At 65.2% G+C, this 21,123-nt stretch carries 22 protein-coding genes; 10 read left to right on the top strand and 12 right to left on the bottom strand.

All coding sequences use genetic code 11. From position 1 onward, the window contains the following. The first annotated feature begins 2 nt into the window (after positions 1–2). The 3 genes from VAE53_RS07510 (at position 3) to VAE53_RS07500 (ending at position 2,902) form a co-directional block, all read left to right on the top strand. Complete coding sequence (locus tag VAE53_RS07510; RefSeq protein ID WP_322818749.1) at positions 3–1,223, top strand: acyl-CoA dehydrogenase family protein; 1,221 nt, start codon at positions 3–5, stop codon at positions 1,221–1,223. Positions 1,224–1,472: 249 nt separating this feature from the next. After that, entirely contained in the window at positions 1,473–1,952 is a 480-nt protein-coding gene (locus VAE53_RS07505) for a hypothetical protein (protein ID WP_322818748.1), read from the top strand. 131 nt (positions 1,953–2,083) lie between these two features. Beyond that, entirely contained in the window at positions 2,084–2,902 is an 819-nt protein-coding gene (locus tag VAE53_RS07500; protein WP_322818747.1) for a matrixin family metalloprotease, read from the top strand. A gap of 7 nt (positions 2,903–2,909) precedes the next feature. Here the strand turns inward: VAE53_RS07500 and VAE53_RS07495 are convergent, their stop codons facing one another. Genes VAE53_RS07495 through VAE53_RS07485 form a run of 3 tightly spaced genes read right to left on the bottom strand, consistent with a single transcriptional unit; the run spans position 2,910 to position 4,972 of the window. Then, a complete protein-coding gene (locus tag VAE53_RS07495; protein ID WP_322818746.1) occupies positions 2,910–3,242 on the bottom strand; it encodes a zinc ribbon domain-containing protein in 333 nt (110 codons plus the stop codon). A 31-nt stretch (positions 3,243–3,273) separates the two neighbouring features. Then, positions 3,274–3,918 (bottom strand): DUF402 domain-containing protein, encoded by a 645-nt coding sequence (locus VAE53_RS07490; RefSeq protein ID WP_322818745.1) that lies wholly within the window; start codon positions 3,916–3,918, stop codon positions 3,274–3,276. A gap of 40 nt (positions 3,919–3,958) precedes the next feature. After that, a complete protein-coding gene (locus tag VAE53_RS07485) occupies positions 3,959–4,972 on the bottom strand; it encodes a peptidoglycan DD-metalloendopeptidase family protein (protein WP_322818744.1) in 1,014 nt (337 codons plus the stop codon). A gap of 444 nt (positions 4,973–5,416) precedes the next feature. On the opposite strand from VAE53_RS07485, the gene VAE53_RS07480 reads away from it, so the two are divergent. Continuing rightward, the gene (locus VAE53_RS07480) at positions 5,417–6,610 is read left to right on the top strand and encodes an LLM class flavin-dependent oxidoreductase (protein WP_322818743.1); all 1,194 of its coding nucleotides are present in this window, start codon (positions 5,417–5,419) and stop codon (positions 6,608–6,610) included. A 56-nt stretch (positions 6,611–6,666) separates the two neighbouring features. Continuing rightward, positions 6,667–7,386, top strand: coding sequence for a TIGR01906 family membrane protein (locus tag VAE53_RS07475; protein ID WP_322818742.1), 720 nt, complete (start codon positions 6,667–6,669; stop codon positions 7,384–7,386). Here the strand turns inward: VAE53_RS07475 and VAE53_RS07470 are convergent. From VAE53_RS07470 to VAE53_RS07460, 3 genes are read right to left on the bottom strand one after another with little or no spacing between them, the layout of a single operon-like run. Then, entirely contained in the window at positions 7,375–7,587 is a 213-nt protein-coding gene (locus VAE53_RS07470) for an FmdB family zinc ribbon protein (protein ID WP_322818741.1), read from the bottom strand. The two genes, VAE53_RS07475 and VAE53_RS07470, sit on opposite strands and share 12 nt — an antisense overlap. 29 nt (positions 7,588–7,616) lie before the next feature. After that, positions 7,617–7,874 (bottom strand): hypothetical protein, encoded by a 258-nt coding sequence (locus VAE53_RS07465; protein ID WP_322818740.1) that lies wholly within the window; start codon positions 7,872–7,874, stop codon positions 7,617–7,619. 47 nt (positions 7,875–7,921) lie between these two features. Beyond that, entirely contained in the window at positions 7,922–8,710 is a 789-nt protein-coding gene (locus VAE53_RS07460) for an alpha/beta fold hydrolase (RefSeq protein ID WP_322818739.1), read from the bottom strand. A gap of 87 nt (positions 8,711–8,797) precedes the next feature. Between VAE53_RS07460 and VAE53_RS07455 the strand changes: the two genes are divergently transcribed. From VAE53_RS07455 to VAE53_RS07440, 4 genes are all read left to right on the top strand, one after another. Continuing rightward, complete coding sequence (locus VAE53_RS07455) at positions 8,798–9,730, top strand: TIGR03564 family F420-dependent LLM class oxidoreductase (protein WP_322818738.1); 933 nt, start codon at positions 8,798–8,800, stop codon at positions 9,728–9,730. Positions 9,731–9,768: 38 nt separating this feature from the next. Next, positions 9,769–12,123, top strand: a complete 2,355-nt coding sequence (locus VAE53_RS07450; RefSeq protein ID WP_322818737.1) for an endonuclease MutS2 — start codon at positions 9,769–9,771, stop codon at positions 12,121–12,123. 76 nt (positions 12,124–12,199) lie between these two features. Next, positions 12,200–13,549 (top strand): replication-associated recombination protein A, encoded by a 1,350-nt coding sequence (locus VAE53_RS07445; RefSeq protein WP_322818736.1) that lies wholly within the window; start codon positions 12,200–12,202, stop codon positions 13,547–13,549. Next, positions 13,533–13,874 carry a hypothetical protein gene (locus VAE53_RS07440; protein WP_322818735.1) on the top strand — a complete coding sequence of 114 codons (342 nt, stop codon included), beginning with the start codon at positions 13,533–13,535 and terminating at the stop codon, positions 13,872–13,874. The genes VAE53_RS07445 and VAE53_RS07440 overlap by 17 nt, the downstream gene beginning before the upstream one ends. A gap of 138 nt (positions 13,875–14,012) precedes the next feature. Here VAE53_RS07440 and VAE53_RS07435 read toward each other — a convergent pair whose 3' ends face one another. The 6 genes from VAE53_RS07435 to VAE53_RS07410 all read right to left on the bottom strand — a co-directional run bounded on the left by VAE53_RS07435 (position 14,013) and on the right by VAE53_RS07410 (position 20,277). Then, positions 14,013–17,252, bottom strand: a complete 3,240-nt coding sequence (locus VAE53_RS07435; RefSeq protein ID WP_322818734.1) for a VWA domain-containing protein — start codon at positions 17,250–17,252, stop codon at positions 14,013–14,015. A 72-nt stretch (positions 17,253–17,324) separates the two neighbouring features. Further along, positions 17,325–17,942, bottom strand: a complete 618-nt coding sequence (locus VAE53_RS07430; protein ID WP_322818733.1) for a YfcE family phosphodiesterase — start codon at positions 17,940–17,942, stop codon at positions 17,325–17,327. A 9-nt stretch (positions 17,943–17,951) separates the two neighbouring features. Continuing rightward, positions 17,952–18,839: a CbbQ/NirQ/NorQ/GpvN family protein gene (locus tag VAE53_RS07425; RefSeq protein WP_322818732.1), complete on the bottom strand. Its 888-nt coding sequence runs from the start codon at positions 18,837–18,839 to the stop codon at positions 17,952–17,954. A gap of 3 nt (positions 18,840–18,842) precedes the next feature. Continuing rightward, positions 18,843–19,463, bottom strand: a complete 621-nt coding sequence (coaE, locus tag VAE53_RS07420) for a dephospho-CoA kinase (protein ID WP_322818731.1) — start codon at positions 19,461–19,463, stop codon at positions 18,843–18,845. 69 nt (positions 19,464–19,532) lie between these two features. After that, positions 19,533–19,757: a hypothetical protein gene (locus tag VAE53_RS07415; RefSeq protein WP_322818730.1), complete on the bottom strand. Its 225-nt coding sequence runs from the start codon at positions 19,755–19,757 to the stop codon at positions 19,533–19,535. 19 nt (positions 19,758–19,776) lie between these two features. Next, positions 19,777–20,277, bottom strand: coding sequence for a DUF402 domain-containing protein (locus VAE53_RS07410; RefSeq protein ID WP_322818729.1), 501 nt, complete (start codon positions 20,275–20,277; stop codon positions 19,777–19,779). Positions 20,278–20,332: 55 nt separating this feature from the next. Here VAE53_RS07410 and VAE53_RS07405 point away from each other — a divergent pair, with 55 nt between their 5' ends. Beyond that, the gene (locus tag VAE53_RS07405; protein WP_322818728.1) at positions 20,333–21,121 is read left to right on the top strand and encodes an enoyl-CoA hydratase-related protein; all 789 of its coding nucleotides are present in this window, start codon (positions 20,333–20,335) and stop codon (positions 21,119–21,121) included. The last annotated feature ends 2 nt before the right edge of the window (positions 21,122–21,123 follow it).

Genomic DNA, 21,123 nt, shown 5'->3' with positions numbered 1-21,123 from the left:
GCTTGGGCGGAACGTTCCTGTTACAATCCGGCCGCAAGAAGGATGCCGGCCCGAATCGGGTTCGGCGGGCCGCGACCGACGCGGTCACGACATATGAAAGGGACGCAGAACGAATGGACCTTGGCCTCAGCGAAGAACAGGAACTGCTGAAGAACTCTGCCCGGGAATTCCTCGAGAAGGAGTGCCCGGAAGAGCACGTCCGGGCGATGGAAGAGGACGAGAAGGGCTATAGCCCCGAGCTTTGGAAGAAGATGGCCGACCTCGGATGGCAGGGCCTGATGATTCCGGAGGAGTACGGCGGCGCGGGCTTCTCTTTCCTCGACCTTTGCATCCTGGTCGAGGAATTTGGCCGAGCGCTGGTTCCGGGTCCGTTCATTCCGAACGCGGTCTGTGCGGCCGAACTGGTCCTGGCTGGCAGCGATGAGCAGAAGAAGAAGTATCTGCCGAACATTGCCAACGGGACGGCGATCCACACCTACGCGATCACCGAGCCTTCGGGCCGCTGGGATCGCGAGGGAATCGAGATGAAGGCGACGCAGAGCGGCAGCGATTATGTGCTCAACGGGACGAAGCTGTTCGTTCCCGATGCCCACGTTGCCGACTACCTACATGTCGTGGCCTGGAAACCCGACGGCCGGCTGAGCACATTCATCGTCCCGCGGACTGCGGAGGGGATCAGCATCACGGTCCTGAAGACGATCGCGAGCGACAAGCAGTGCGAGGTTGTGTTCAAGGACGTCAAGGTGCCGGCTTCGGACGTCATCGACATGGACGACAAGACCGCGGCGCGGCTTCGGAACATGGCAACGTGCCTCGAGTGCGCGTACCTCGTCGGGCTGGCGCAGCGGGACTTCGAGATTTCGGTGAACTACGCGAAGGAGCGTGTCCAGTTCGGCCGGCCGATTGGCTCCTTCCAGGCCATTCAGCACAAGGCTGCCGACATGGTGACCGATGTGGATGGCATGCGCTTCATTATGTACAAGGCGGCGTGGGCCACGAGCGAGAACGAGGACTCGCAGGACATGGACACCGCTATGGCAAAGGCGTGGTGCTCGGATGCGAGCCGGCGCGTCGTGGCGCATGGCCAGCAGATTCACGGCGGCATCGGCTTCACGAAGGATTACATCATCCAGCTGTATTTCCGTCGGCAGAAGCGGGCCGAGCTGTTCTGGGGCGACGGCGATTATCACCGCGAGCGCGTCGCTCAGATGCTGGAAATCTAGCGAATTTCGTCAAATTGGATTGACGCGCGGGGGCCGCGACCGGCCCCCGCGATTTTTTGTCAATTTTTGGCGGTTGGCCGGTGGACTGATGGTCGTTCTGGACGAATATCTCTGGGAATCACTTTTGTTCCTCGCTCGTGGAAGTTGAACGTCGAAGAGCCGCCCGGGAGTATTTTGGCGCTTTGCATCTACCAAGAGCGCGTTGGAAACTCTGGCGGTCGGGATTCGAAATGTTGGGAGAACGACAAGATGGTTGACAAAGGAAATTTGCGGGCAGCGTTTCTGCTCGCGCCGGCGCTGCTCGTCGGGCTTTTGCTCAGCGCATGCGGTGGGGGCGATGGCGGATCTGGTGGAGGAACCGGGACCGACGAATCGTTTGTCGCTTCGGTTTGCCAGGCTGGAGCGAAGTTCCAGGATGATTTGCTCAAGGCGATTGGCGAGATGTCGAGCTCGGACAGCGAAAGCGAAGCCGCAAAGGCGGTGGCGAAGCCGTTCAAGGAGTTCGCGACGTCATTCAGGAAGGCGAATCCGCCGGCTGACCTGAAGGACTGGCACTCGGAGGCCTCGAAAAAGCTAGACGACGTTGCCTCGGCACTGGAGAAGGGCAATGTCGACGCGTTGAGCGGTGATAGCATCTTTCCTGATCCGCCGCAGGGTGTGGCCGATCGGCTGAGCGCTGTGGCGGAGAAAAACGCCGACTGCCAGAAGGCATCGCTGTTCGCCCAGTAAGGCCGCGGTGAGCGCGCCATCGGCTCGGAGGGCGTGTTTCGGTTGTCCGCGACCATCTCCGGTGGCCGGCCGTTGTCCGTTGGGGCGACGGGCGGGTGGCCTCGCCTCCGTTGTTCCGTCATAGTGCACTGGTGAGCGTCGAAGGCGTCGTAGCGATGTTCGGGCGAGCCAGGATCGTGCTCGGGCTCGCCGTCGTTTTGGCAGCCGCTTTTGTCTGCGGGGCGGACGAGCCTCGCGAACCCGTTCCGTCGATGGTGGCCGTCCACGTCCTCACGTGGGCAACCGATGGTGAGGCGCACGAGGATGTCCCGGACGCGACAGCAGCCTACCGGCTCAACCCGAACCGGTGGCCGTTATCGGCGATGCCTGTCCGTGTGTGGCTCAATTTGGAGGGTGCACCTCCGGGGCTCGCTGTCGAAGGGATGGTCCGCGACGCGGTCGACCAGTGGTCGAACGTCTCGGGATCGGCGTTCGCGTATCGGTTCGAGGGTACGACGACGGCGCGAGCCGGGAGCTGCGACCGGCTCGACCCGGAGTTCGACGGACGCAACACCGTCACCTTTTCCGAGAGTTTGTCACCCGGCACGTTGGGGGTTACGTGTACACGGTGGACGGGTGGACCGTCGGGCAACCTGGTCGAGTTCGACATCGAGCTGAACGCGAGCATCGCATGGGGGGCAACCGATAGTCTCGGGCCGGGCCAGTTCGATCTTGCGTCCACGATCCTCCACGAGCTGGGACACGGTATCGGGCTCGGACATCCATGCTCGGGGGGCGCGAGTTGCACAGCAGACGAACGTGTGTCGGTGATGTACCCGGCGCTCAAGGCGCGGGAGATTCGCAATGTCCTGACGGTGGATGACCGTGCGGCAGTTGTCGAGGCGTATCCCGCGCCGGGGTCGCAGCTGCCTGGGACAACGCTCTTCGTCGCTGGCGTAGCGAGGGATTGAGGCGCGGTCAGTCGTCGTCGAGGCCGAGGTCGTCCCAGCTGTGCGAGTGGGAGTGGCCGCCCGGGCCGTGGCTATGGGAGTGGCCGCCATGGCTGTGGCCGCCCCAACTGTGGCTGTGGCCGTGGCCTTCGCCTTCGGCGGTCTCGCCAGCATCTTCCCACGGCGCTGGCCCATCCTCGACCCCGGGCTGAGCCACCCCGACGAGGGCGAAACGGCCGAAGGCCTTATGGGCCTGTTTCCCACACTTCGGGCAGGGAACGACCTGGAGGACGTCGGACATTGGCATTCGCTTTTCGGTGCGGGTCCCGCAGGAGGCGCAGACGTATTCGTAGAGTGCCATATGGTGATCGTCGTTCGCTGGGACTTGTCCGTCAACGCGCGAGCTCGGGCCGGTAGGCCCAATGGCGTCGCTCCCAAGGGACGGGCGGTGCGACGTTCCACTCGGGCGGGAGTTCGGGCACGGTCCAGCTGTCCGGTGGCCGCCAGTCCGGCCAGTCTCCGGCAAAGGGCGCGGCTCGGCGCTCGATGGTGTGGATGACGCTTTCGGCTTCGGCGAGGACGGATTGGGCAAATGCACGGGTGAATACGCCCTGTTCGACGAGGGCATCGAACTCGTCGCGGTCCTTCCACTCCCATCGGAGATCGGGCCAGACGATGATGTCGAGGGTTTGGTCGTTGGTATCGAATCCGATAGGGGTGCGGCGAAAGGGCTCTTCGAAGTTGACGTAGTACATCCGAAATGCCCTCGCGGGGCCCTCCCACGAGCACCAAATGGAGTGCGCGGCGCCTGGGAACATGAGCCGGAGCGTCTCGCGGCGCCACCTGGCGGGGACGAGCCGCCGGGGCTCTCCGGGGGGTCGATGCCATGCTCGATATTCCGCGCCTTCGGGTATCCAGAGCGCCACGAGGCTTTCGTCGTCGCGAACCACGCGGGCTGGCCACGTCATACCGACGGTGGCGTCGGCGCGAGTGATGTAGCGCAGGGCGACGACGTCGCCGGGGGCGAAACGTTCCATGCCGAGAGGGATCGTCGGTCGTGGCTGGCGCCGTCGCAAGTCAGTAGGCGCGGGGCAGGGGAGTGGGGGTGGCCTTGGGCGGGACTGGCGTTCGGGTAGGTGTTGGCGTGCGCGTTGGGGTCGGTGTGATGGTTGGCGTGGGCGTCGGGGGCTCGGGTGTCGGCGTGGCGGTCGCAGGGGCGGGTTCCGTGGGTTCTGGTGCGGGCGACGCACCGCCATTGCCTGGGCCGGCACTGCCTGGTCCCGTGCCGCTGGGAGCGGGCTCTGTTGGGTCGGGCGTGGGAGTGGGAGACGGAGTGGGCGAGGGTGTTGGCGTTGGGGTCCAGGGGACCACCTCGCGCCCGGGGATCTGGACAAAGTCGGCGGGGTCGACGGGGACGCCCTGGTAGCGGATTTCGAAGTGGAGGAATCCGCCGGGCTCACCGGTGCCGACGACAGTCGACTTGCTGACCAGGTTGCCCCTGGCGACGCGGAGTCCCTGGAGCCAGCCGTACACCGTCGTGAAACCGGCGCCACAATCGACGATGACGTACGTGCCGTAGAGCTCGTTGCTCCCGGTCTCGGCGACCTGGCCGTCGCAGGCTGACTGGACGGTGATGTTCTTGAGACCGACGAGCGAGAAGTCGACTCCGGCATGCCGGAGGCCGTTGCCCCGGTCGGTGCCGAAATAGTCTTCGACGCCTGCGTGGGCGGAGAGGGGGAGTGCGAACCGATTTCCGCCCGCGATGAGGTATTCGCGGATGTCCGGTTTGGGCGCCTTGTCCGGCGGGCGGTAGGTGCCCTCCGCCATGCCGCCGGTACGCGAGGAGGGATGACGGGTCGGCGCCGGGGTATTCGTTGGCGGACTCGACTTGCCCGAGGCGGTGCTCGTCTCGTTTCCCGACGTGCCGCCGGAAGTGGGTGGTCGCTCGTCGCCGGGGCCGGTGAGCATCATGGCAACCAGGGCGAAGAGTCCGAGGACGGGAAGTGCCGCCAAGAGGTAGAAGGGAGCGAGCCGGCGCTCGTTCCGGCGTGACCGAAAATCCCGACCGTAAAATCCGCGACCTGGCGGCATGTGTCCTCCTTGTCACCGCTCGCGGCCCGGCGGGGGCCGGCAGTGACACTCCTGTGGAGAGATATCGGCCGTCGGCGGGGAGAGGCACAGGTCAGACGACGACGGGCGCGGTCGAAACGACGGGGATGGGCCCTGGTCATACCGGGAGCGAATGCGGGCCGGGTGACTCGTTCCCGACACGCGCAGCAGCGCGGGCGCTCGGGTGATGGCCGGAAGGTAGCCCCTAGGATGGCGGGGGGATTCGGGTCGCGGCGCCAAAAGTGGTCGTGACCGGGTTGTTTGGCTGCGCGGGGGTGTGCAGGTTCCGCGATGGAAGGGCTTCGCGCCATCATGCACGGGCCAGGGGTTGCGAGGAGTGCGCGGAGCCTGTCCATTTCCGGTACTATTTTGGCCAACGCTAAGGACCCGTCGTCTCGGAGCGGCGGGGGAGGAGAGGGAAGGACCATGACCTACCGGCCTGCGCGGATGCGCTTCGGTATTTTCCTGGCTCCGTTTCACCGACTGGGCGAAAACCCGACGGTTGCCTTGCAGCGGGACCTCGAACTGGTGGACCACCTGGACCGGCTCGACTATGACGAAGCCTGGTTCGGCGAGCACCACAGCGCGGGGTGGGAGCTTATCGCATCGCCCGAGCTGATGATCGCGGCTTCGGCCCAGCGGACGAAGCACATCAAGCTCGGGACCGGCGTCAGTTCGTTGCCGTACCACCACCCATTCATGCTGGCTGACCGGATGGTTCAGCTTGATCACATGACGCGCGGGCGGGCGATGTTCGGCGTGGGGCCGGGAGCGCTGACTTCGGACGCGTATATGCTGGGCATCGACGCGATGACGCAGCGGGCGCGGATGGACGAAGCGCTCGGCGTCATTCTCCGGCTATTCCGCGGGGAGACGGTGACGATGGAGACGGAGTGGTTCACGTTGCGGGACGCTCGGCTTCAACTCGCACCGTACACCCATCCCCACATGGAGGTGGCGGTGGCGAGTACCTTCTCCCCGGCGGGGCCTGTTACGGCCGGGAAGCACGGAGTCGGCATTTTGAGCGTGGCGGTGTCCCAGCCGGGCGGGCTCATTTCGCTATCGAAGACGTGGGAGATGGCGGAGGAAGCTGCGGCGAAGGCGGGGAAAACGGTCGATCGCGACAAATGGCGGCTCGTGATGCCGATCCACCTGGCGGACACGCGTGAGCAGGCGTTCGCCGATGTGGCCGAGGGGATGCTTCGCTGGAACAAGGAGTATTTCGAGCAGACGCTCGGGCGGCCCGCAGATCCCTCCAACCCCGGGGATGTGGAGTCGACGGTGGCGCGGGGCGGCGCGATCATTGGCACGCCTGACGATGCCATCGAGGCTATCGAGCGGCTGCTGGAGCTATCGGGCGGTTTCGGTTGCTTGCTCGGGCTTGCGCACGAATGGACGACGTGGGAGAAGACGCTCCACAGCTACGAGCTGTGGGCTCGGTACGTGGCCCCGCGGTTCCAGGGACAGTACGAACGCATCGCGGCAAGCCAAAAGTTTGTCGCCGACAATCGCACGACGATTTTCGGTCCGAATGCAGCCGCTATCGGGAAGGCGTTCATCGACGCCGGGGTGCAGTTGCCCGCCGAGATGGTGAACCGGATGCAACGCGGCAACGTCTGACGGCCCCCGCCTTGCCGGCCCTTGCCGGTGTGGCGAGAATCGGCGGGGGAGGCGCGATGGCCCGCATCGTTCGAGGTGCAGCCGCGGCGGCGTTCGCTGTGGCGTTGCCTTTGCTGATTGTGACGAGCGCTGTTCGGTGGCTCGCGAGCGATATTGCCTACTATCGCCATGGGTTTCGGACGTACGATGCGTCGGAGCGTACCGGGCTGCCATTGCGCGAGTTGGACCGAGCTGGCCAGGAGATCATCGACTACTTCGAAAACGATTCCGACGTTCTGCGTGTGGTGGTCACGGTAAACGGTGGTGAGGAGCCACTCTTCGACGACCGCGAAGTGGCCCACATGCGCGACGTGAAAGCGCTGATGCGAGCGCTCTTCCGCGTCAACGAGGTATCTGTCGTCGTCGTGATGGGCTATGTCGCTTTGGTGGTCCTTTGGGCAGGTGAGCGGAGCGTGCGGGAGCTGGCCGCGCTGGCCCTGGTCGGGCTGGCGGCCGGGCTCGTGGTGGTCGGTGTCATCGCCGTGTTTGCGGTTACTGGGTTCGACCGAGCGTGGACGACATTCCACGAGGTGGCATTTCGCAACGACCTTTGGCAGCTCGACCCGGACCACGACCGCCTCATCCAGATGTTTCCGGAGCCTTTCTGGCAGGAGGCTACGTACCTGGCCGGGGCGATCATCGGGGCGCAGTCGGTCGTTGTCGCGGCAGTAGCGGCTCTCTACGTGCTGCGAACCCGCGTGCGAACCCGCGGGGAGGGTGGCAGACTAGCGAGCTGAGGAGCAGGCACAGGCGCCGCCACTGCAGCATCCGCCGGCGGCCTCCGAAGCGGCGGCGCCGCGCGGCGCGGCGAACATCGAGAGCACGCGCTCTGCGCGGTGACCGCGGGGACAGCTGGCCGGCGCCGAAGCAGAAGCCATCGAACGACGTTCTTCGAACTTCTCGCGACAGGTTGGGCAGTAGAATTCGTAGATCGCCATGGGAGGAGTATAGAGCGGTCGGAGGACCCTTATGCAGCGCTGGCTCGGCGCCGACGGACGCGTTGGGCGGTTCTCGTCGGTGGTTGCTGGCGGGCGTTGAGCGCGATGACGCTGGCCGTTCGCCTTTGGCGACGAACCGGAGGCTCGATCGCCGGGAGCGCGATGGATGCGGAGGCGGCGAGGACTGCCCGGGTTACGGTATTGGACGGCTCGACCCATCCATCATCCGTTTGGCGGCGGAGGAGGACGTCGACGACTGCGCGAAAACAACGGAGCAACCACGCCATGGGAGGATGACGATAACCGGGCTATTCACCTAATCGCAACGGTTCATTCACTCAGCAGTTTTCCCTTGGATCTCGTGGAGGAAGCGCTCGACAACGGCGTTCCATTCGTCTGGGCGTTCGAAGTAACAGGAGTGGCCTGCTCCGGCGATGACGTGGACCTTGGCGCCGGCGACGAGAGAGGCAGCCTCGTGAATCATCTCCGGGGGAGTTATCGTGTCGTGTTCTCCGACGATGTAGAGAATGGGCACGCGGAGGCTACTGAGAAGCTCGTGCATCGAGCCGCGGTAGCCCGGGGGTGGGGGGCCCAGCAATCCGCGCGGTCTCGGGGGATTGAGTGCGTTGATCTGGCGGTAGAGAAGGGCGAGCGCGGGCTCGCGTTGCTCGAATTCAGGTGCGAGGGCGTGATCGCGGAGGTTGGTCCCGTCGCGGGCCTCTCGGAGCCGCGCTTGCATTTCGCGGATGCGGTCGTTGGTGGCGCCGGCGGTGGTGCCGCAAAGGACGAGGGATGCGATGCGCCCTGGTGCGAGGCGGGCGAGGCCAGCGACGGCGCGGCCGCCCATCGACTGGGCGACGATGTGTGCGCGGTCGATGCGGAGGTGTCGAAGAAGGGCGAGGAGGTCGGTACCGAGCGTAGCGCGGGCGACGGCGGTCTCACCGCGGGAGAGACCCCATCCGCGGGCGTCGTACACGGTCACGCGGTAGTTTCGGGAGAAGTGGGCTGTCTGTTGCCACCAGGCGAGGTGGTTGCCCCCGGCACCATGAACGAAGACTACGTTCGGGCCGCGCCCATACTGGCGGTAGTGGAGGCTGGCGCCGTTGACCTGTGCGTATGGCATCGGTTCGCCAGTCTACCGTCTGGAGCGCCTTCACCGGAGTGGAGAGAGTGCGTAGGCTGCAGGGGCGGAGAGGAGGTGTTCGACGATATGAGAATCGGCATCGGTATCGGTATCACTGGGGGAGAATCGCTGGGCGACGTGATACGGCACATCCAGCGGGCGGAGGAGAACGGGTTCGATTCCGTCTGGCTGCCGAATATCTTCGGGCTGGATGCCATCACGACGGTCGCGCTGGCTGGCCGGGAGACCTCGCGGATCGAGCTGGGGACGTTCGTGGTGCCGACCTATCCGCGCCATCCAGTGGCGATGGCGCAGCAGGCGCTGACAGCCTCGGCGGCGGCGGGCGGGCGTTTTTGCCTTGGCATCGGGCTGAGCCATCGCGTCGTCATCGAGGGGATGTTCGGCCTCGACTATTCGAAGCCTCTCCGGCACATGCGGGAGTATCTTTCGGTGCTCGTTCCGCTGGTGGAGGGCAGGGCTGTGCAGTTCCGTGGGGAGGAGTTTCGGGTCCAGGCTCAGCTGACCGTAGCAGGTGCTCCGCGGCCGCAGGTGGTGGTGGCCGCGCTGGGGCCGCAGATGCTGAAGCTCGCGGGCCGGCTGGCGGATGGTACTGCGACGTGGATGGGAGGCCTGGCGTATCTGCGCGATACGGCGATTCCGAGCATTCGCGCGGCCGCCGAGGCTGCGGGCCGGCCCGCGCCCCGGGTGGTATCGGGGTTCCCGGTGGCGGTGACGGCGGACAAGGAGCGGGCGCGGGAATCGGCTGCGAAGATCTTCGCGGTCTACGGCACTCTTCCCTCGTATCGGGCGGTGCTCGACGTGGAGGGTGCGGCCGGGCCAGCCGATGTGGCCATTCTCGGGTCGGAGGCGGAGGTAACGGCCCAGCTTCGGGCGCTGGCTGCCGCCGGTGTGACGGACTTCAATGCGTCACCGTTCCCGGTCGAGGGCGATCCGGGCGCCGTTGGGCGAACGATCGAATTCCTCGCCGGTCTGCGGCGGAATGGCGAGGTCGAAGCGTAACTATCGCCGGCTCCCCGCGTTCGCTACGCTGGAAGCGCATGAACGACCACACGCTGCGGGTGCTCGAATTCGGCCGCGTGCTCGATCGGCTCGCGGCCGAGGCGGCGTTCAGCCTTGGCGCGGAACGGGCGCGCGCCTTGCGCCCTGCGACCGACTTCGCAACGGCGCACGAGCTCATCCGGCAGACGGCCGAGATGAGGCTTCTCGACCAGCTGGGCATCGACATTCCTTTCTCGGGCGCTCGTGACGTCCGGCCTTCTATCAAGGCCGCCGCGATCGGTCAGTTGCTGGAAGCGGGGGCGTTGCTCGAGTGCGCACAGGTGCTGACAACGGCCCGACGTGCGCGGCTCGTGTTGGAGAAGGTGCGGGACCGGGTTCCTCTGCTGGCGGCCGTTGGCGATGCGATCGGGGACTTTCGCGGGTTCGCCGACGAGGTGGAGCGGGCGATTTCTCCTCGTGGCGAGGTGCTCGATGGTGCGAGCGACCAGTTGGCCCTGGTTCGGCGCGAACTCCGGGCTGCGGAGGCGCGACTCGAGCAGCGGGCCCAGGCTGCGCTGGCCGACGCTCTCCGGAAGGGTGCAGCGCAGGAGGGGCTTTTGACGGAGCGGAACGGCCGCAAAGTCATCCCGGTGCGCTCCGACAGCCGTTCGCTCGTGCCGGGCATCGTCCACGACGTCTCGTCCAGCGGGGCAACCCTGTTCATCGAACCGTTCGCGGTCGTGGAAGCTGGGAATGCGGTGCGTGAGCTCCGGTTAGCGGAGGAGCGGGAGGTTCGGCGGGTTCTTCAGCGGCTGACGGACCTGCTCGGGGCACGGGCAGAAGAGGCAATGCGCTCAGTGGAGGCGTTGGGAGAGCTGGACCTCATCCACGCGAAGGCGAAACTGGCGCGGAAGATGCAGGCCGCATTGCCGCCTCCTGGGGACGTCGACGGGTGGTTCCGTAGGGATGGTGCCACTCGGCTCGTCCGGGCGCGGCATCCACTGTTGCGAGGTACGGTGGTGCCGATCGATGTGGAGGTGGGCGACTCGCCGCTCGGAATTCTGATCACTGGGCCGAATACCGGGGGCAAGACGGTCGCGTTGAAGACGGTCGGGCTGCTGACGGCGATGGCGCAAGCAGGGCTTGGAGTGCCCTGTGACGATGGAAGTCGGGTGCGATTCTTTCGGAAGGTTTTCGCGGATATCGGGGATGAGCAGTCGATCGAGCAGAGCCTTTCGACGTTTTCCTCGCACCTTCGGAACATCATTGCCATCCTGGGCGAGGCCGACGCGGAAACACTGGTGTTGCTGGACGAGCTTGGCGCGGGTACCGACCCGGCGGAGGGTGCTGCGATAGCTCGGGCGGTGATCGAGGAGCTCCTGGATCGTGGCACGACGGTGGTGGCGACGACGCACCACGGGGAACTCAAGCTGTTCGCGCACGGCGACCCGCGGCTGGCGAATGCGTCGGTGGAGTTCGACTTGGAGACGCTGAGCCCGACATACCACCTCGTCGTCGGCTTGCCAGGGCAGTCGAACGCTCTGGCTATCGCGCGCCGCCTAGGCCTCGACGAGCGGGTGGTGGAGCGAGCCGCGGACCAGCTGGCCCCGGGCCACTTCGAGCTGGAGGCGCTACTGGACGAAATTCGCGCGCAACGTCGGGAGGCGGAAGCGGCGAAGGCTGCCGCTGAGCGAGCCCGAGAGGAGGCGGAGCGGCTTCGTCGGGAGCTTGCCCTGGAGCGGGAGCACATCGAGGAGGAGCGCGCAGCGGTGTTGGCCGAGGCACGGCGTGAGGCGGACGATGCGCTGGCGCGGATGCGGCGTGAGATCGAGCAGCTACGCCGTCGGAGCGCGGAGCGACGATTCGACCCGGTGGCTGCGCAGGAGGCGATACGACAGGCGGAAGGCGAGCGGGCACGCCTCGCGCGTTCGGCGGCTCCTCGGCGGCCGGCGGCGGCGCCCGTCATCAGTCGGGAGATCGAGCCCGGAGACTTGGTGCACGTTCGTGACATTCCCCAGCTCGGTGAAGTCTTAGCGGCGCCTGGTGAGGATGGGCGACTGGATGTGCAGTTCGGCAGTATCCGGATGAAGGTGAGCATCGACCGGGTGGACCGTGTCGAGAAGCGGAGGTCGGACGGTGACCGAGTGGTGGTCCCGGTTGGACCGCCGGTGAGCCATGAAATCGATCTCCGGGGCCAGCGTGCGGAGGCTGCTCTGGAGCGGTTCGAAACCTACCTCGACGCGGCTTTCCGGGCTGGTCTGCCGTTCGTGCGAATTATCCATGGCAAGGGCACGGGTGCATTGCGGGCTGCCATCCGCGAAGCGTTGGCACGGCATCCACTCGTGCGGGGGTACGAGTCGGCGCCAGCGGCCGAGGGCGGCGACGGGGTCACGATTGCTCTCTTGGCGGGCTGAAACGATGGATGGACGACCGCTGCAGCCGGGCTTCGCGTTCGGTGGAGAGGAGCTCCCCGAACGCCAGGCGGTCGCCATGCCTGACGCCCCGCTCGCGGCCCGCATGCGCCCGCGATCGCTCGAGGAGGTGGTGGGACAGGACGCTGCCATAGGGCCGGGCTCGATGCTCCACGCCATGATTGGCCGGGGACGCCTCCCGTCGGTCATCCTATGGGGGCCGCCGGGCTGTGGGAAGACAACGATTGCGCGGCTGCTCGCCTCGTCGGTCGAAGCGGCGTTCGTGCCACTCTCGGCCGTGACCTCTGGGGTGGCCGAGCTTCGGGGTGTCATCTCCGATGCCGCCCGTCTGCGCCGTGGAGGCGGGCGCACGGTGGTCTTCATCGACGAGATTCACCGATTCAACCGGGCGCAGCAGGATGTGGTTCTCCCGCATGTGGAGGAGGGAACGGTCACGTTGATCGGCGCGACGACGGAGAATCCGTCGTTCGAGGTCGTGGCGCCCTTGCTGAGTCGGGTGCGGGTCGTGCGGCTCCAGCCGCTCGACGAGCGGGCTATCCGGGAGCTCGTCGAGCGGGCTCTTCGCGACGAGGAGCGAGGATTGGGGCGGCTGCAGTTGACGATGGATGAGGGCGCCGTGACGTGGCTGGCTCGGTCGGCGAACGGTGACGCGCGGGCCGCTCTGACGGCATTGGAAATCGCTGCCGACCTCGCCGCGGGGCGGGGGAGTGGAAGGATCGAACGTGGCGATATCTCGGCGGCGCTGCAGGACCGCAGACCGTACTACGACCGCGCGGGCGATATGCACTTCGACACGATCTCGGCGTTCATCAAGTCGATCCGGGGGAGCGATCCGGATGCGGGGCTTTACTGGCTCGGTCGGATGGTGGACGCCGGGGAGGATCCGCTGTTCATTGCGCGGAGACTCGTGATTCTGGCCGCCGAAGATGTGGGGCTCGCGGACCCGCAAGCGCTGCCGCTGGCCGTTGCGTGCGCGCAGGCCGTGCAATTTCTGGGGATGCCGGAGGGCGCAATTCCGCTGGCGGAATGCGCGATCTACCTGGCGCTCGCGCCGAAGAGTAACAGCGCTTACGCAGCGCTCGGGCGCGCTCTCGAGGATGCGCGAGCGACGGCCGCGGAGCCGGTCCCGTTGAACCTTCGCAATGCCGCGACGGGCCTGATGGCACGCTTCGGGTACGGGGCAGGTTACCGGTATGCACATGACGAGCCCGGGCACGTGGCCAGTGGCCAGGCGTATTTGCCCGAATCGCTCGTGGGCAGGGAGTATTACCGAGAGGGGCTATTGGGCGCGGAAGCGAGACTCGCCGCCCGCTGGCGAGCCGCGACTGGACGAGAACGGGCAATTCAGGCGCCGGGTGAACTGGACGAGGAGATGACGGAGGTAGTCGACGATGGCGGTGAAGGTTGAGTTTCTGTACGCGAAGTCGGCAGGGCGGAGTCCCGAAGCAGAGGAGGCGCTGCGGCTCGCTCTCGAGGCGACCGATCCCACGATCGAAGTCGAGTACATCGAGGTCGAAGGAATGGAAGATGCCCGCGCGAAACGGTTCTTGGGTTCGCCTTCGATCCGGGTGAATGGGGTGGATGTCGAGTATGGCGAGCGCGAGCCGGACGAGTACCAGAGCGGGACGCGCTATTACAACACACCGGAGGGCTGGAAGCCGTATCCGCACGCGAGGCTGATCGCGAACGCTATCGTCGAGCAGCAGGCGAAGTCGGAACAGGGCCCGCGGTGAGGCGGGCGTCCGGCGGCTGGCGGGTGGAAAAATCGGGGTGATGAGGCGCGTCGCGCCGTAAATTCCCTTGTCCCAGCCCAGCTCTTGGCCGTCGGCGACTCTGGCGCTGCGGTTCGCGCGGGGTGGTTGGGAGCGGGGCTATTCGGTGAGTCGACGGTAAAGGGTGGGGAGGCGGCTAGGGAGGGACTCGATATCGGCGACGACCTCGTACCCCATATCCTCGCACATGGTTTTGAGGTAGTCGTGGCCGGCGCGGTCGACCGTGAGGGCGAACGGGGTGATGCCCTCGCGTTTGGCTTCGTTGAGAGCCTGTTTGGTGTCGTGGATGGCGTATTCCTTTTCCGTGCGGTCGCGGCCGTAGCCGTGGTCTTGGGGGCGGCCATCGCTGAGCAGAAAGAGGATTTTCACCTTGGCGTCGGTTTGCATGAGCTTGTAGGTGGCGTGGCGGATAGCCGGGCCCATACGCGTGGAGCGGATCGGGGTGATTTTGTCGAGGCGATGTTTGATTTTTTCGTCGAGGTTCTCGTCGAAATCTTTGATGACAAAGAACTCGACGTTGTCTCGCCCGTATCCTGAAAATCCGTAGATGCCGTACTGGTCGCCGATCGTTTCGAGCGCGGTCATGAGCAGAACGGTCGACTCTTTCTCGAGATCGATGATGCGTTTAGGCGGCGAGGTTAGCTCTTGCCGGCGTTTCGAAACCCACCAACTGAGATATTTTCGTGGATCGTCATCGTAGTCATCGTCGTACTTTTTGTCTCGCTTATTGATCTCTTCATCAGTGCTGGCGGACATATCGATCAGGAAGGCAACTGCGACATCGCGCTCGATCTTGTTTCGGCGCCAGTAAATTTTCTCGGTCGGGTTAGCTCCAGCGCGCTTTTCGACCATCCATTCGATGGCGGAGTCGAGGTCGAAGTCTTCGCCATCGGGGAGACGTTTGATCTTGCGGAACATTTCGGGCTTCATCAGCTCGAACTGTTTGCGGGTTTGGGCGACGAGCCCGGCGTGTTCGCGGAGGGCTTTTTCGTAGAAGCCCTCGTCACCTTCTTCGAGTTTGGCCTCTTTGACGGCGCACCAACGCGGTTTGTAGTCCTGCGCGCGGAAGTCCCATTCGTCGTAGTAGTAGACGGTGACCACCGGTTTGAGCGGCTCTTCGCCCTGGCCCTCGCCGGTGGACTGGTCGCTGGTCGGCTGGCCGCCTTGGTCGCCTTTTTCGGAGGCGGGGGTACCGGCTTCTTTCAGGAGATTGGAGAGGAACATGCCGGTGGATGCGTCGAGGTCGCCCTCGTCCATGGCGTCGAGGTCGATCTCGACGCTTTTTGCGAGGAGTTCGGCCAGTTGTTCGGGGGTGAGCGGCATGGTGTGCTGTTCGCCGGCCTGACCGCCTTGAGCGTTTTCGCGGAGCTTCATGAGGAGGTCGACGAGCTCGGGTTTGAAGTCGCCGCGGAAGTCGATTTCCTGGGGGCTTTCGTAGTCTTCTTCACCTTGGCCGCCGCCTCCGAGCTGCGCTTGGTTGCCCTGCGCTCCGCCTTCGCCGGCGGCCTCCATGGGCATCGCCTGCCCGGCCTCCATCGGCTCGACGGAATCCCACGAGTCTGGGGCGGCGTCCTCGAGGATGTTGGGGATGGAGATAGCGATTTCGTAGAGTGCGAGCGCGGCTTCGGCGGCGTCTTCGACGGTTGCGCCGGGCTGCTGCACGGCGGCGAGGATGCCGAGCGCCCGGCTCATCGCCTGGCTTCGGTCACGCGGCCAGCGAACGAGGTGGATGCCATCGAGGCTGGCACGCACGAGGTTTTCGACGAAGGCGTTGCGGAGGGGCATGAGCTCGACGGCCGGCCGACGTTCGAGCTCTTCGGCTTGCATTCGCACCAGTTGGCGACGGATGCCGCCATATTCATCTTTGACGCGGGCGTCGATGCGGGCGTCTTCGGCGATGGTGAAGAGATCGCTGGCGAGTTGCCTGTCTGGAAACAGGTCGAAGTAGGCCTCCATGTCGGTGGTGGCGGGGCGTTCGCGGTCGCGAAGGAAGGCATGCCGTCGGGTGGGGAAGATGGCGCCCGGTCGGTCGAAGTCGAACGTGAAGCTGCCGAACTCGATGTGCGCTGCCTGGTGGGTAGCGAACACCTTCATGGCGGCGAAGTTGTCTTCCTTGTTGGGGAATCGTTCCATGAGTTCGGGGAGGAAAATGGTGCTTCCGTCGGTGCTGGCCCGATGCTCGTCGACCCAGCCGATCCCTTTTTCGGCGAGGGATTCGGCGGTCTGGATGCTGACGTTGCGGCCGGTGAGCGCTTTGCAGTAGAGGCGGAGCACCTCGCCGATGCGCGAGAGTTCGACCCGCGAGGAGAGGTTTTCGAGGATGTCCTCGGCCCGGGTGGACTGGAGGCGGAAGTAGGCCTCGCCGCCTTCGGCGCTGGTCTGAAGGATGCGCAACCCGGCTTGCTGCCATGCTTCGAGTTCGTCGACCCGGATGCGCTGTAGGACGGTGGGCATCGAGGTGATGAAATCGAGCGCTGCGAAGGGGGAGTAGGGCGCGAGCTGTTCGGCGAGCATGATGACTTGCTGGTGGTCGGTCGGTTCGAGTTCGCCGAGGGCGTTCGCAGCATCTTCGAGGTATTGGAACGCGGAGCGCTGGTGGTGTCCGCGGGCAGCCTGAGCGGCGAGGAGGAGGAAGCGTTCGCGGAGGGGGGCATGGACTTTTTCGAGGAGGGCAACTCCGCGGTCGAAGTAAAGCCGGGAGTCGGCCCAGGAGGTTTGCGCGAGCTCGGTGGCGAAGGTGATGAACGGGAGGCGGTCCTCGTCTTCGAGGCGAGCGAGCACCTGGGGGGCGCTGGCGAGGCAGGCCGAGGCTAGTTCGTAGCTATGGCGGGCGAGTTCGTCGATGAAAATGACGAGGCGCGATGCCTGGCCGATGCGGAGCACTCGGAAGAGCTCGGGAGTGACCTCGTAGAATTGCGCGGCGAGGGAGGAACTCTTCCAGTTGCCCTTGTAGAGGCGGCGTCCGAGTTCGGCCCAGGCGTGTACGTTATGAGGGCCGAGGGTGCTCATGGCACCCGGTGCGGCGCGGAGGAATGAGACGGCGAGGGGAGCGGATTCGGCGGCCAGCTGGAGGGCATCGCGGCCGACGGTTTCGATGGCGTCCCAGGTTGCCTCGGGCGGATAGGTCGCGCCGGCTTTGAAGTATTCGAGCGCGGCCTCCCATGACCGGAGGCTCAGCGCGGTGAGCTCGACGCCTGTTTCGGCCCAGGACTGGAGCTGGGATGGCGTGAGGCGCCCGGCGAGGCCGCGGAGGCCGGCTTCGAACTGCTGACCGAGCGGTGCGGGGAACCCCGAGAGGCGCTCCTGGTGGCGGGCGAGGAGTTCAGTCACGATCGACATGGGCGTGGCTCAGGGACCTCCTTGCCCGTAGGCATCCAGTTTCGTGGACGAGTGGGCGCATCGTCGAACCGCTCAGGCTCGCTGCTCTCCCGAATGGCGAACGAAATGTCGCGTCGGGTCGGGGTAATCGTAAAAGACGACTTCGCCGGTTGTCGTGTCCCAGGTGGCGCAGGAGAGTTGAAAGTCGTTGCGATGGTCGCGCGGGTCGCCGGCCGAGCCGGGGTTGATGACGAGGACGCTCCCGACGCGGAGCGCCATCTTGTAGTGGGTGTGGCCAACGATGAGTGTGTCGCAATCGAGTTCGGCTGCGCGGGCCCAGATGGGTTCGTGTGGATAATGGTAATCCTTCCAGGGCTCCCATGGTGAGCCGTGTGTCATGACGACTTTTTTCCCGTCGATGATGCGCTCGGTGCGGTAGGGCTGTTGCCGTAGCCAGGCGACGAGGTCTTGGTCGACCTTGGGATTGGAGAGGGCCCGTTGGCCGTCGGGGCCGAGAAGGGTCTCTTCGTGGTTGCCGAGCACGACGACTGCTTGGAGGTCCCGCAGGCGCCGGACGACTTCGTTGGACCAACGGAACTGGAAGACGCTGTCGCCGGCACACCAGAGCTGGTCGAACGGTGCCATGAGGTCGAGCGCGCGCTCGAGGCCCTGGATGTTGCAGTGGATGTCGGAGACGATGCCGAGTCGCACCGGCACTCCTTACTCGAAGATGCTCGTGACGACCTCTTCGATGGAGCGCTGGACTTCGGCATCGTCGGTGAGCGCCCAGGTGATGGCGACTTGGCAGGCGCGGCGGGCGGGTATCCCTTGCGCGATGAGTTTGCCGGCGTAGACGAGCAAGCGGGTGCTGACGCCTTCGCCGAGGCCATGCTCCTTGAGGTTTCGAACTTTTTCACCGAGGCGGGCGAGGTCCATCGCGGTCTTTTGGTCGCAACCGGCCTCATGGGCGATGATCTGCGCTTCGGCGTCGCGAGGGGGATAGTCGAATTCGATCGCGATGAAGCGCTGGCGCGTGGAATGCTTGAGGTCTTTGAGGGCGCTTTGGTAGCCGGGGTTGTAGCTGATGACGAGGAGGAAGCCATCGGCAGCTTCGACGACCTGGCCGAGTTTTTCGATAGGGAGTAGGCGGCGGTAGTCGGTGAGGGGGTGGATGAGGACCGTCGTGTCTTTCCGCGCCTCCACGACTTCGTCGAGGTAGCAGATGGCTCCGACCTTGACTGCGCGCGTGAGGGGGCCATCGACCCAACGGGTACCGTCGGTATCGAGGAGGTAGCGTCCGACGAGGTCGCTGGCGGTGAGGTCTTCGTGGCAGGCGACGGTGATGAGCGGCATTCTGTGTTCGACTTCTTGGCCGGTGCGCGAGGAGACTTTCATCATGGGTCGGCCGAGCCGGTAGGCCATGTATTCGACGAAGCGCGTTTTCCCTGCTCCGGTAGGCCCCTTCAGGAGGACGGGGATGCGCTGGCGGTAGGCGGTTTCGAAGAGTTCGACCTCGTCTCCGATGGGGAGGTAGTAGGGTTCTTCGTGGACGGCGTATTCTTCGACGGCGTAGATGGTTGCGCCCTGAACGGACCCATTGTCTGCCACTGGCTAGTTCCTCCCGGCTGTTCGCTGCAGCCGCTTTTGAAGTGCTTCCCAGGCCTGCTGGATTCGCCCGTGGAGCTCTTCCAGCGTTCCATTGTTCTCGATGATGACGTGGCCTCGGCGGATCCGCTCGTCGTTGCTGAGCTGTGACGCGATGCGGGCGCGGGCGGCTTCGGCGTCGAGTCCGTTTCGGGCCGCGAGCCGCTGGACGGCGATTTCTGGGTCGACGACGACGACCCAGATTTCGTCGACGAGGTCTTCCCAGCCGGCTTCGAGGAGGACGGCGGCCTCGAGGACGGCGATTTGGTTGCCAGCGGTTTCGAATTCGGCGAGGCGCTCGCTCGCGAGGCGGCGAATGCCGGGCCAAACGATGTCGGTGAGTTTTTTCAGTTCCTCGGGCTTGCCGAACACTTTGCTGCCGAGGACCTTGCGGTCGATGGTGCCGTCGGGTGCGACGACGTCACTGCCGAAGGTTTCCACGACTTTTCGGAAGGTTTCGGTGCCGGGGTCGTAGGTTCGGTGGCCGAGCTGGTCGGCGTCGATGACGGGGATACCGCGTTCGCGGAAGAAGCTGGTCACGGTCGACTTGCCGCTGGCGATGCCGCCCGTCAGCCCGATGACATGCACGAGGGACTCCGGCGCTGGTGGTCTGAACTTACAGTGTACGCCGGGGCGCGGGGGGTCACAAACTGCGCGTCAGCGACGAATCGGGTTGCCGTCGCGGTCGTACACGACTTCTGGCTCGCCGAACTTCCGGGCGAGGTAGATGTAGGAGAAGAGGAGTGCGACTCCTCCGATGGCTGCGATCACGAGCCCGAGGACGATATCGGCGGCGTTGAAGCGGATGAAGAGGTAGACGACGAACGTGACGATGAAGCCGATGAGGAAAGCATTCAGGTAGGGCCGCAGGGCTCGAAACATGGGCGGGATTGTACACGATTTAGGCGGGGCGAAGGTGTCGGAGCTCGATGCGGGCAGCCTCGTCGATGAGGTGTCGATAGCGGGCGTGGATTATCCGGTCGGCCGCTCGTGCCGCTTGGATGTCCTTCGGCGAGAGGGCGCCGGAGGCTGCCAGCCGTTCGAAGTCGTCACGGTCCTCCTCGAGGAGGATGTCGCCGGGAAGCACCCACCAGTCGAGGACGAGGTCGCGGTATTCGACGCGCTGGGGTTCGATGCTGACGTCGGTGACAGCATCGAATCGGTGGGCGATGACGTCACCGGCCGGGCTGCGCCAGCGGTAGAGGTTGAAGGGCCGCCGTGCCCAGAAATATCCGAGAGAAATCGAACCGGGTGTTACGGCCACCGGGATATCCGGCGGGCCTCCGCCGCGGGCCATCCGGAAGCGGACCAAGACGAAGCCAGGCTCCCGATGGACCAGCTCGGTGGTATAGGTGTGGACTTCGCCGCCTGGCTTGTACTTGATCTCGAGGTACTCGTTCATGCGGGGGGACCTGTTGCGGGGTATTCTGCCGTCGAGATCGACAAGGAGCCCGAGGATGACTGAAGCCGGATTTTCGAACATTCGTTATGAAAAGCGTGAGGCGATCGCGGTGATCACCATCGACCGGGAGGCGGCGCTGAACGCAATCGACGCGAAGACTTCGAGCGAGATGTACCGCGCGTGGTGCGATTTTCGCGACGACGACAACTTGCGGGTGGCCATCCTGACGGGGACGGGTAGGAAATCGTTTTCGACAGGGATGGATCTGGTAGCGACGGCGCGTGGGGAGAACCAGTTCGAGGGTGGGAGGCCCGTGCCCTTCGGGGGCTTTACGAAGCGCATGACGATCGACAAGCCGATCATTGCGGCAATCAATGGCTACTGCCTGGCTGGGGGACTCGAATTGGCGCTCGCCTGCGACATTCGGATTTGCACGCCGGAGGCGCGGTTTGGGCTGCCGGAGGTGCGCTGGGCGATCATGCCGGGCGCGGGGGGTACGCAGCGGCTTCCCCGGGCGATCCCGCAGGCATGGGCGAATTACATGATTCTCACCGGCGAGCAGATCGATGCGGAGACAGCGATGCGAATCGGCCTCGTGTCGCACATCGTGCCGCAGGACGAACTGCTGGACCGGGCGTTCGAGATCGCTCGGGTGATCTGCGAGCGCGGGCCGCTGGCGGTTCGTGCGGCGAAGGAGGCGATCCGGCGAGGACTCGATATGCCGCTGGAGCACGGGCTTGCGTTCGAGGACCTGCTGCTCGGGCGGCTATTCGCGACCGAAGACGCAAAGGAGGGGCCGCGGGCGTTCGCCGAGAAGCGGAAACCGAATTATCGGGGGAGGTAGGG

The organism is Tepidiforma sp., from assembly GCF_034432735.1.
Taxonomy (GTDB): Bacteria; Chloroflexota; Dehalococcoidia; order Tepidiformales; family Tepidiformaceae; genus Tepidiforma.
The sequence above is the reverse complement of the archived record's forward strand: the minus strand, read 5'-3'. Positions and strand labels throughout refer to the sequence as shown.

Bases quoted from the DNA above. Each gene is read 5' to 3' on its own strand.
- VAE53_RS07440 (WP_322818735.1), top strand. From the start codon at position 13,533: ATGGCGGTGAAGGTTGAGTTTCTGTACGCGAAGTCGGCAGGGCGGAGT.
- VAE53_RS07505 (WP_322818748.1), top strand. From the start codon at position 1,473: ATGGTTGACAAAGGAAATTTGCGGGCAGCGTTTCTGCTCGCGCCGGCG.
- VAE53_RS07485 (WP_322818744.1), bottom strand. From the start codon at position 4,972: ATGCCGCCAGGTCGCGGATTTTACGGTCGGGATTTTCGGTCACGCCGG.
- VAE53_RS07490 (WP_322818745.1), bottom strand. From the start codon at position 3,918: ATGGAACGTTTCGCCCCCGGCGACGTCGTCGCCCTGCGCTACATCACT.
- VAE53_RS07435 (WP_322818734.1), bottom strand. From the start codon at position 17,252: ATGTCGATCGTGACTGAACTCCTCGCCCGCCACCAGGAGCGCCTCTCG.
- VAE53_RS07495 (WP_322818746.1), bottom strand. From the start codon at position 3,242: ATGGCACTCTACGAATACGTCTGCGCCTCCTGCGGGACCCGCACCGAA.
- VAE53_RS07410 (WP_322818729.1), bottom strand. From the start codon at position 20,277: ATGAACGAGTACCTCGAGATCAAGTACAAGCCAGGCGGCGAAGTCCAC.
- VAE53_RS07455 (WP_322818738.1), top strand. From the start codon at position 8,798: ATGAGAATCGGCATCGGTATCGGTATCACTGGGGGAGAATCGCTGGGC.
- VAE53_RS07405 (WP_322818728.1), top strand. From the start codon at position 20,333: ATGACTGAAGCCGGATTTTCGAACATTCGTTATGAAAAGCGTGAGGCG.
- VAE53_RS07475 (WP_322818742.1), top strand. From the start codon at position 6,667: ATGGCCCGCATCGTTCGAGGTGCAGCCGCGGCGGCGTTCGCTGTGGCG.
- VAE53_RS07460 (WP_322818739.1), bottom strand. From the start codon at position 8,710: ATGCCATACGCACAGGTCAACGGCGCCAGCCTCCACTACCGCCAGTAT.
- VAE53_RS07480 (WP_322818743.1), top strand. From the start codon at position 5,417: ATGACCTACCGGCCTGCGCGGATGCGCTTCGGTATTTTCCTGGCTCCG.
- VAE53_RS07415 (WP_322818730.1), bottom strand. From the start codon at position 19,757: ATGTTTCGAGCCCTGCGGCCCTACCTGAATGCTTTCCTCATCGGCTTC.
- VAE53_RS07470 (WP_322818741.1), bottom strand. From the start codon at position 7,587: ATGGCGATCTACGAATTCTACTGCCCAACCTGTCGCGAGAAGTTCGAA.
- VAE53_RS07465 (WP_322818740.1), bottom strand. From the start codon at position 7,874: ATGGCGTGGTTGCTCCGTTGTTTTCGCGCAGTCGTCGACGTCCTCCTC.
- VAE53_RS07450 (WP_322818737.1), top strand. From the start codon at position 9,769: ATGAACGACCACACGCTGCGGGTGCTCGAATTCGGCCGCGTGCTCGAT.
- VAE53_RS07445 (WP_322818736.1), top strand. From the start codon at position 12,200: ATGCCTGACGCCCCGCTCGCGGCCCGCATGCGCCCGCGATCGCTCGAG.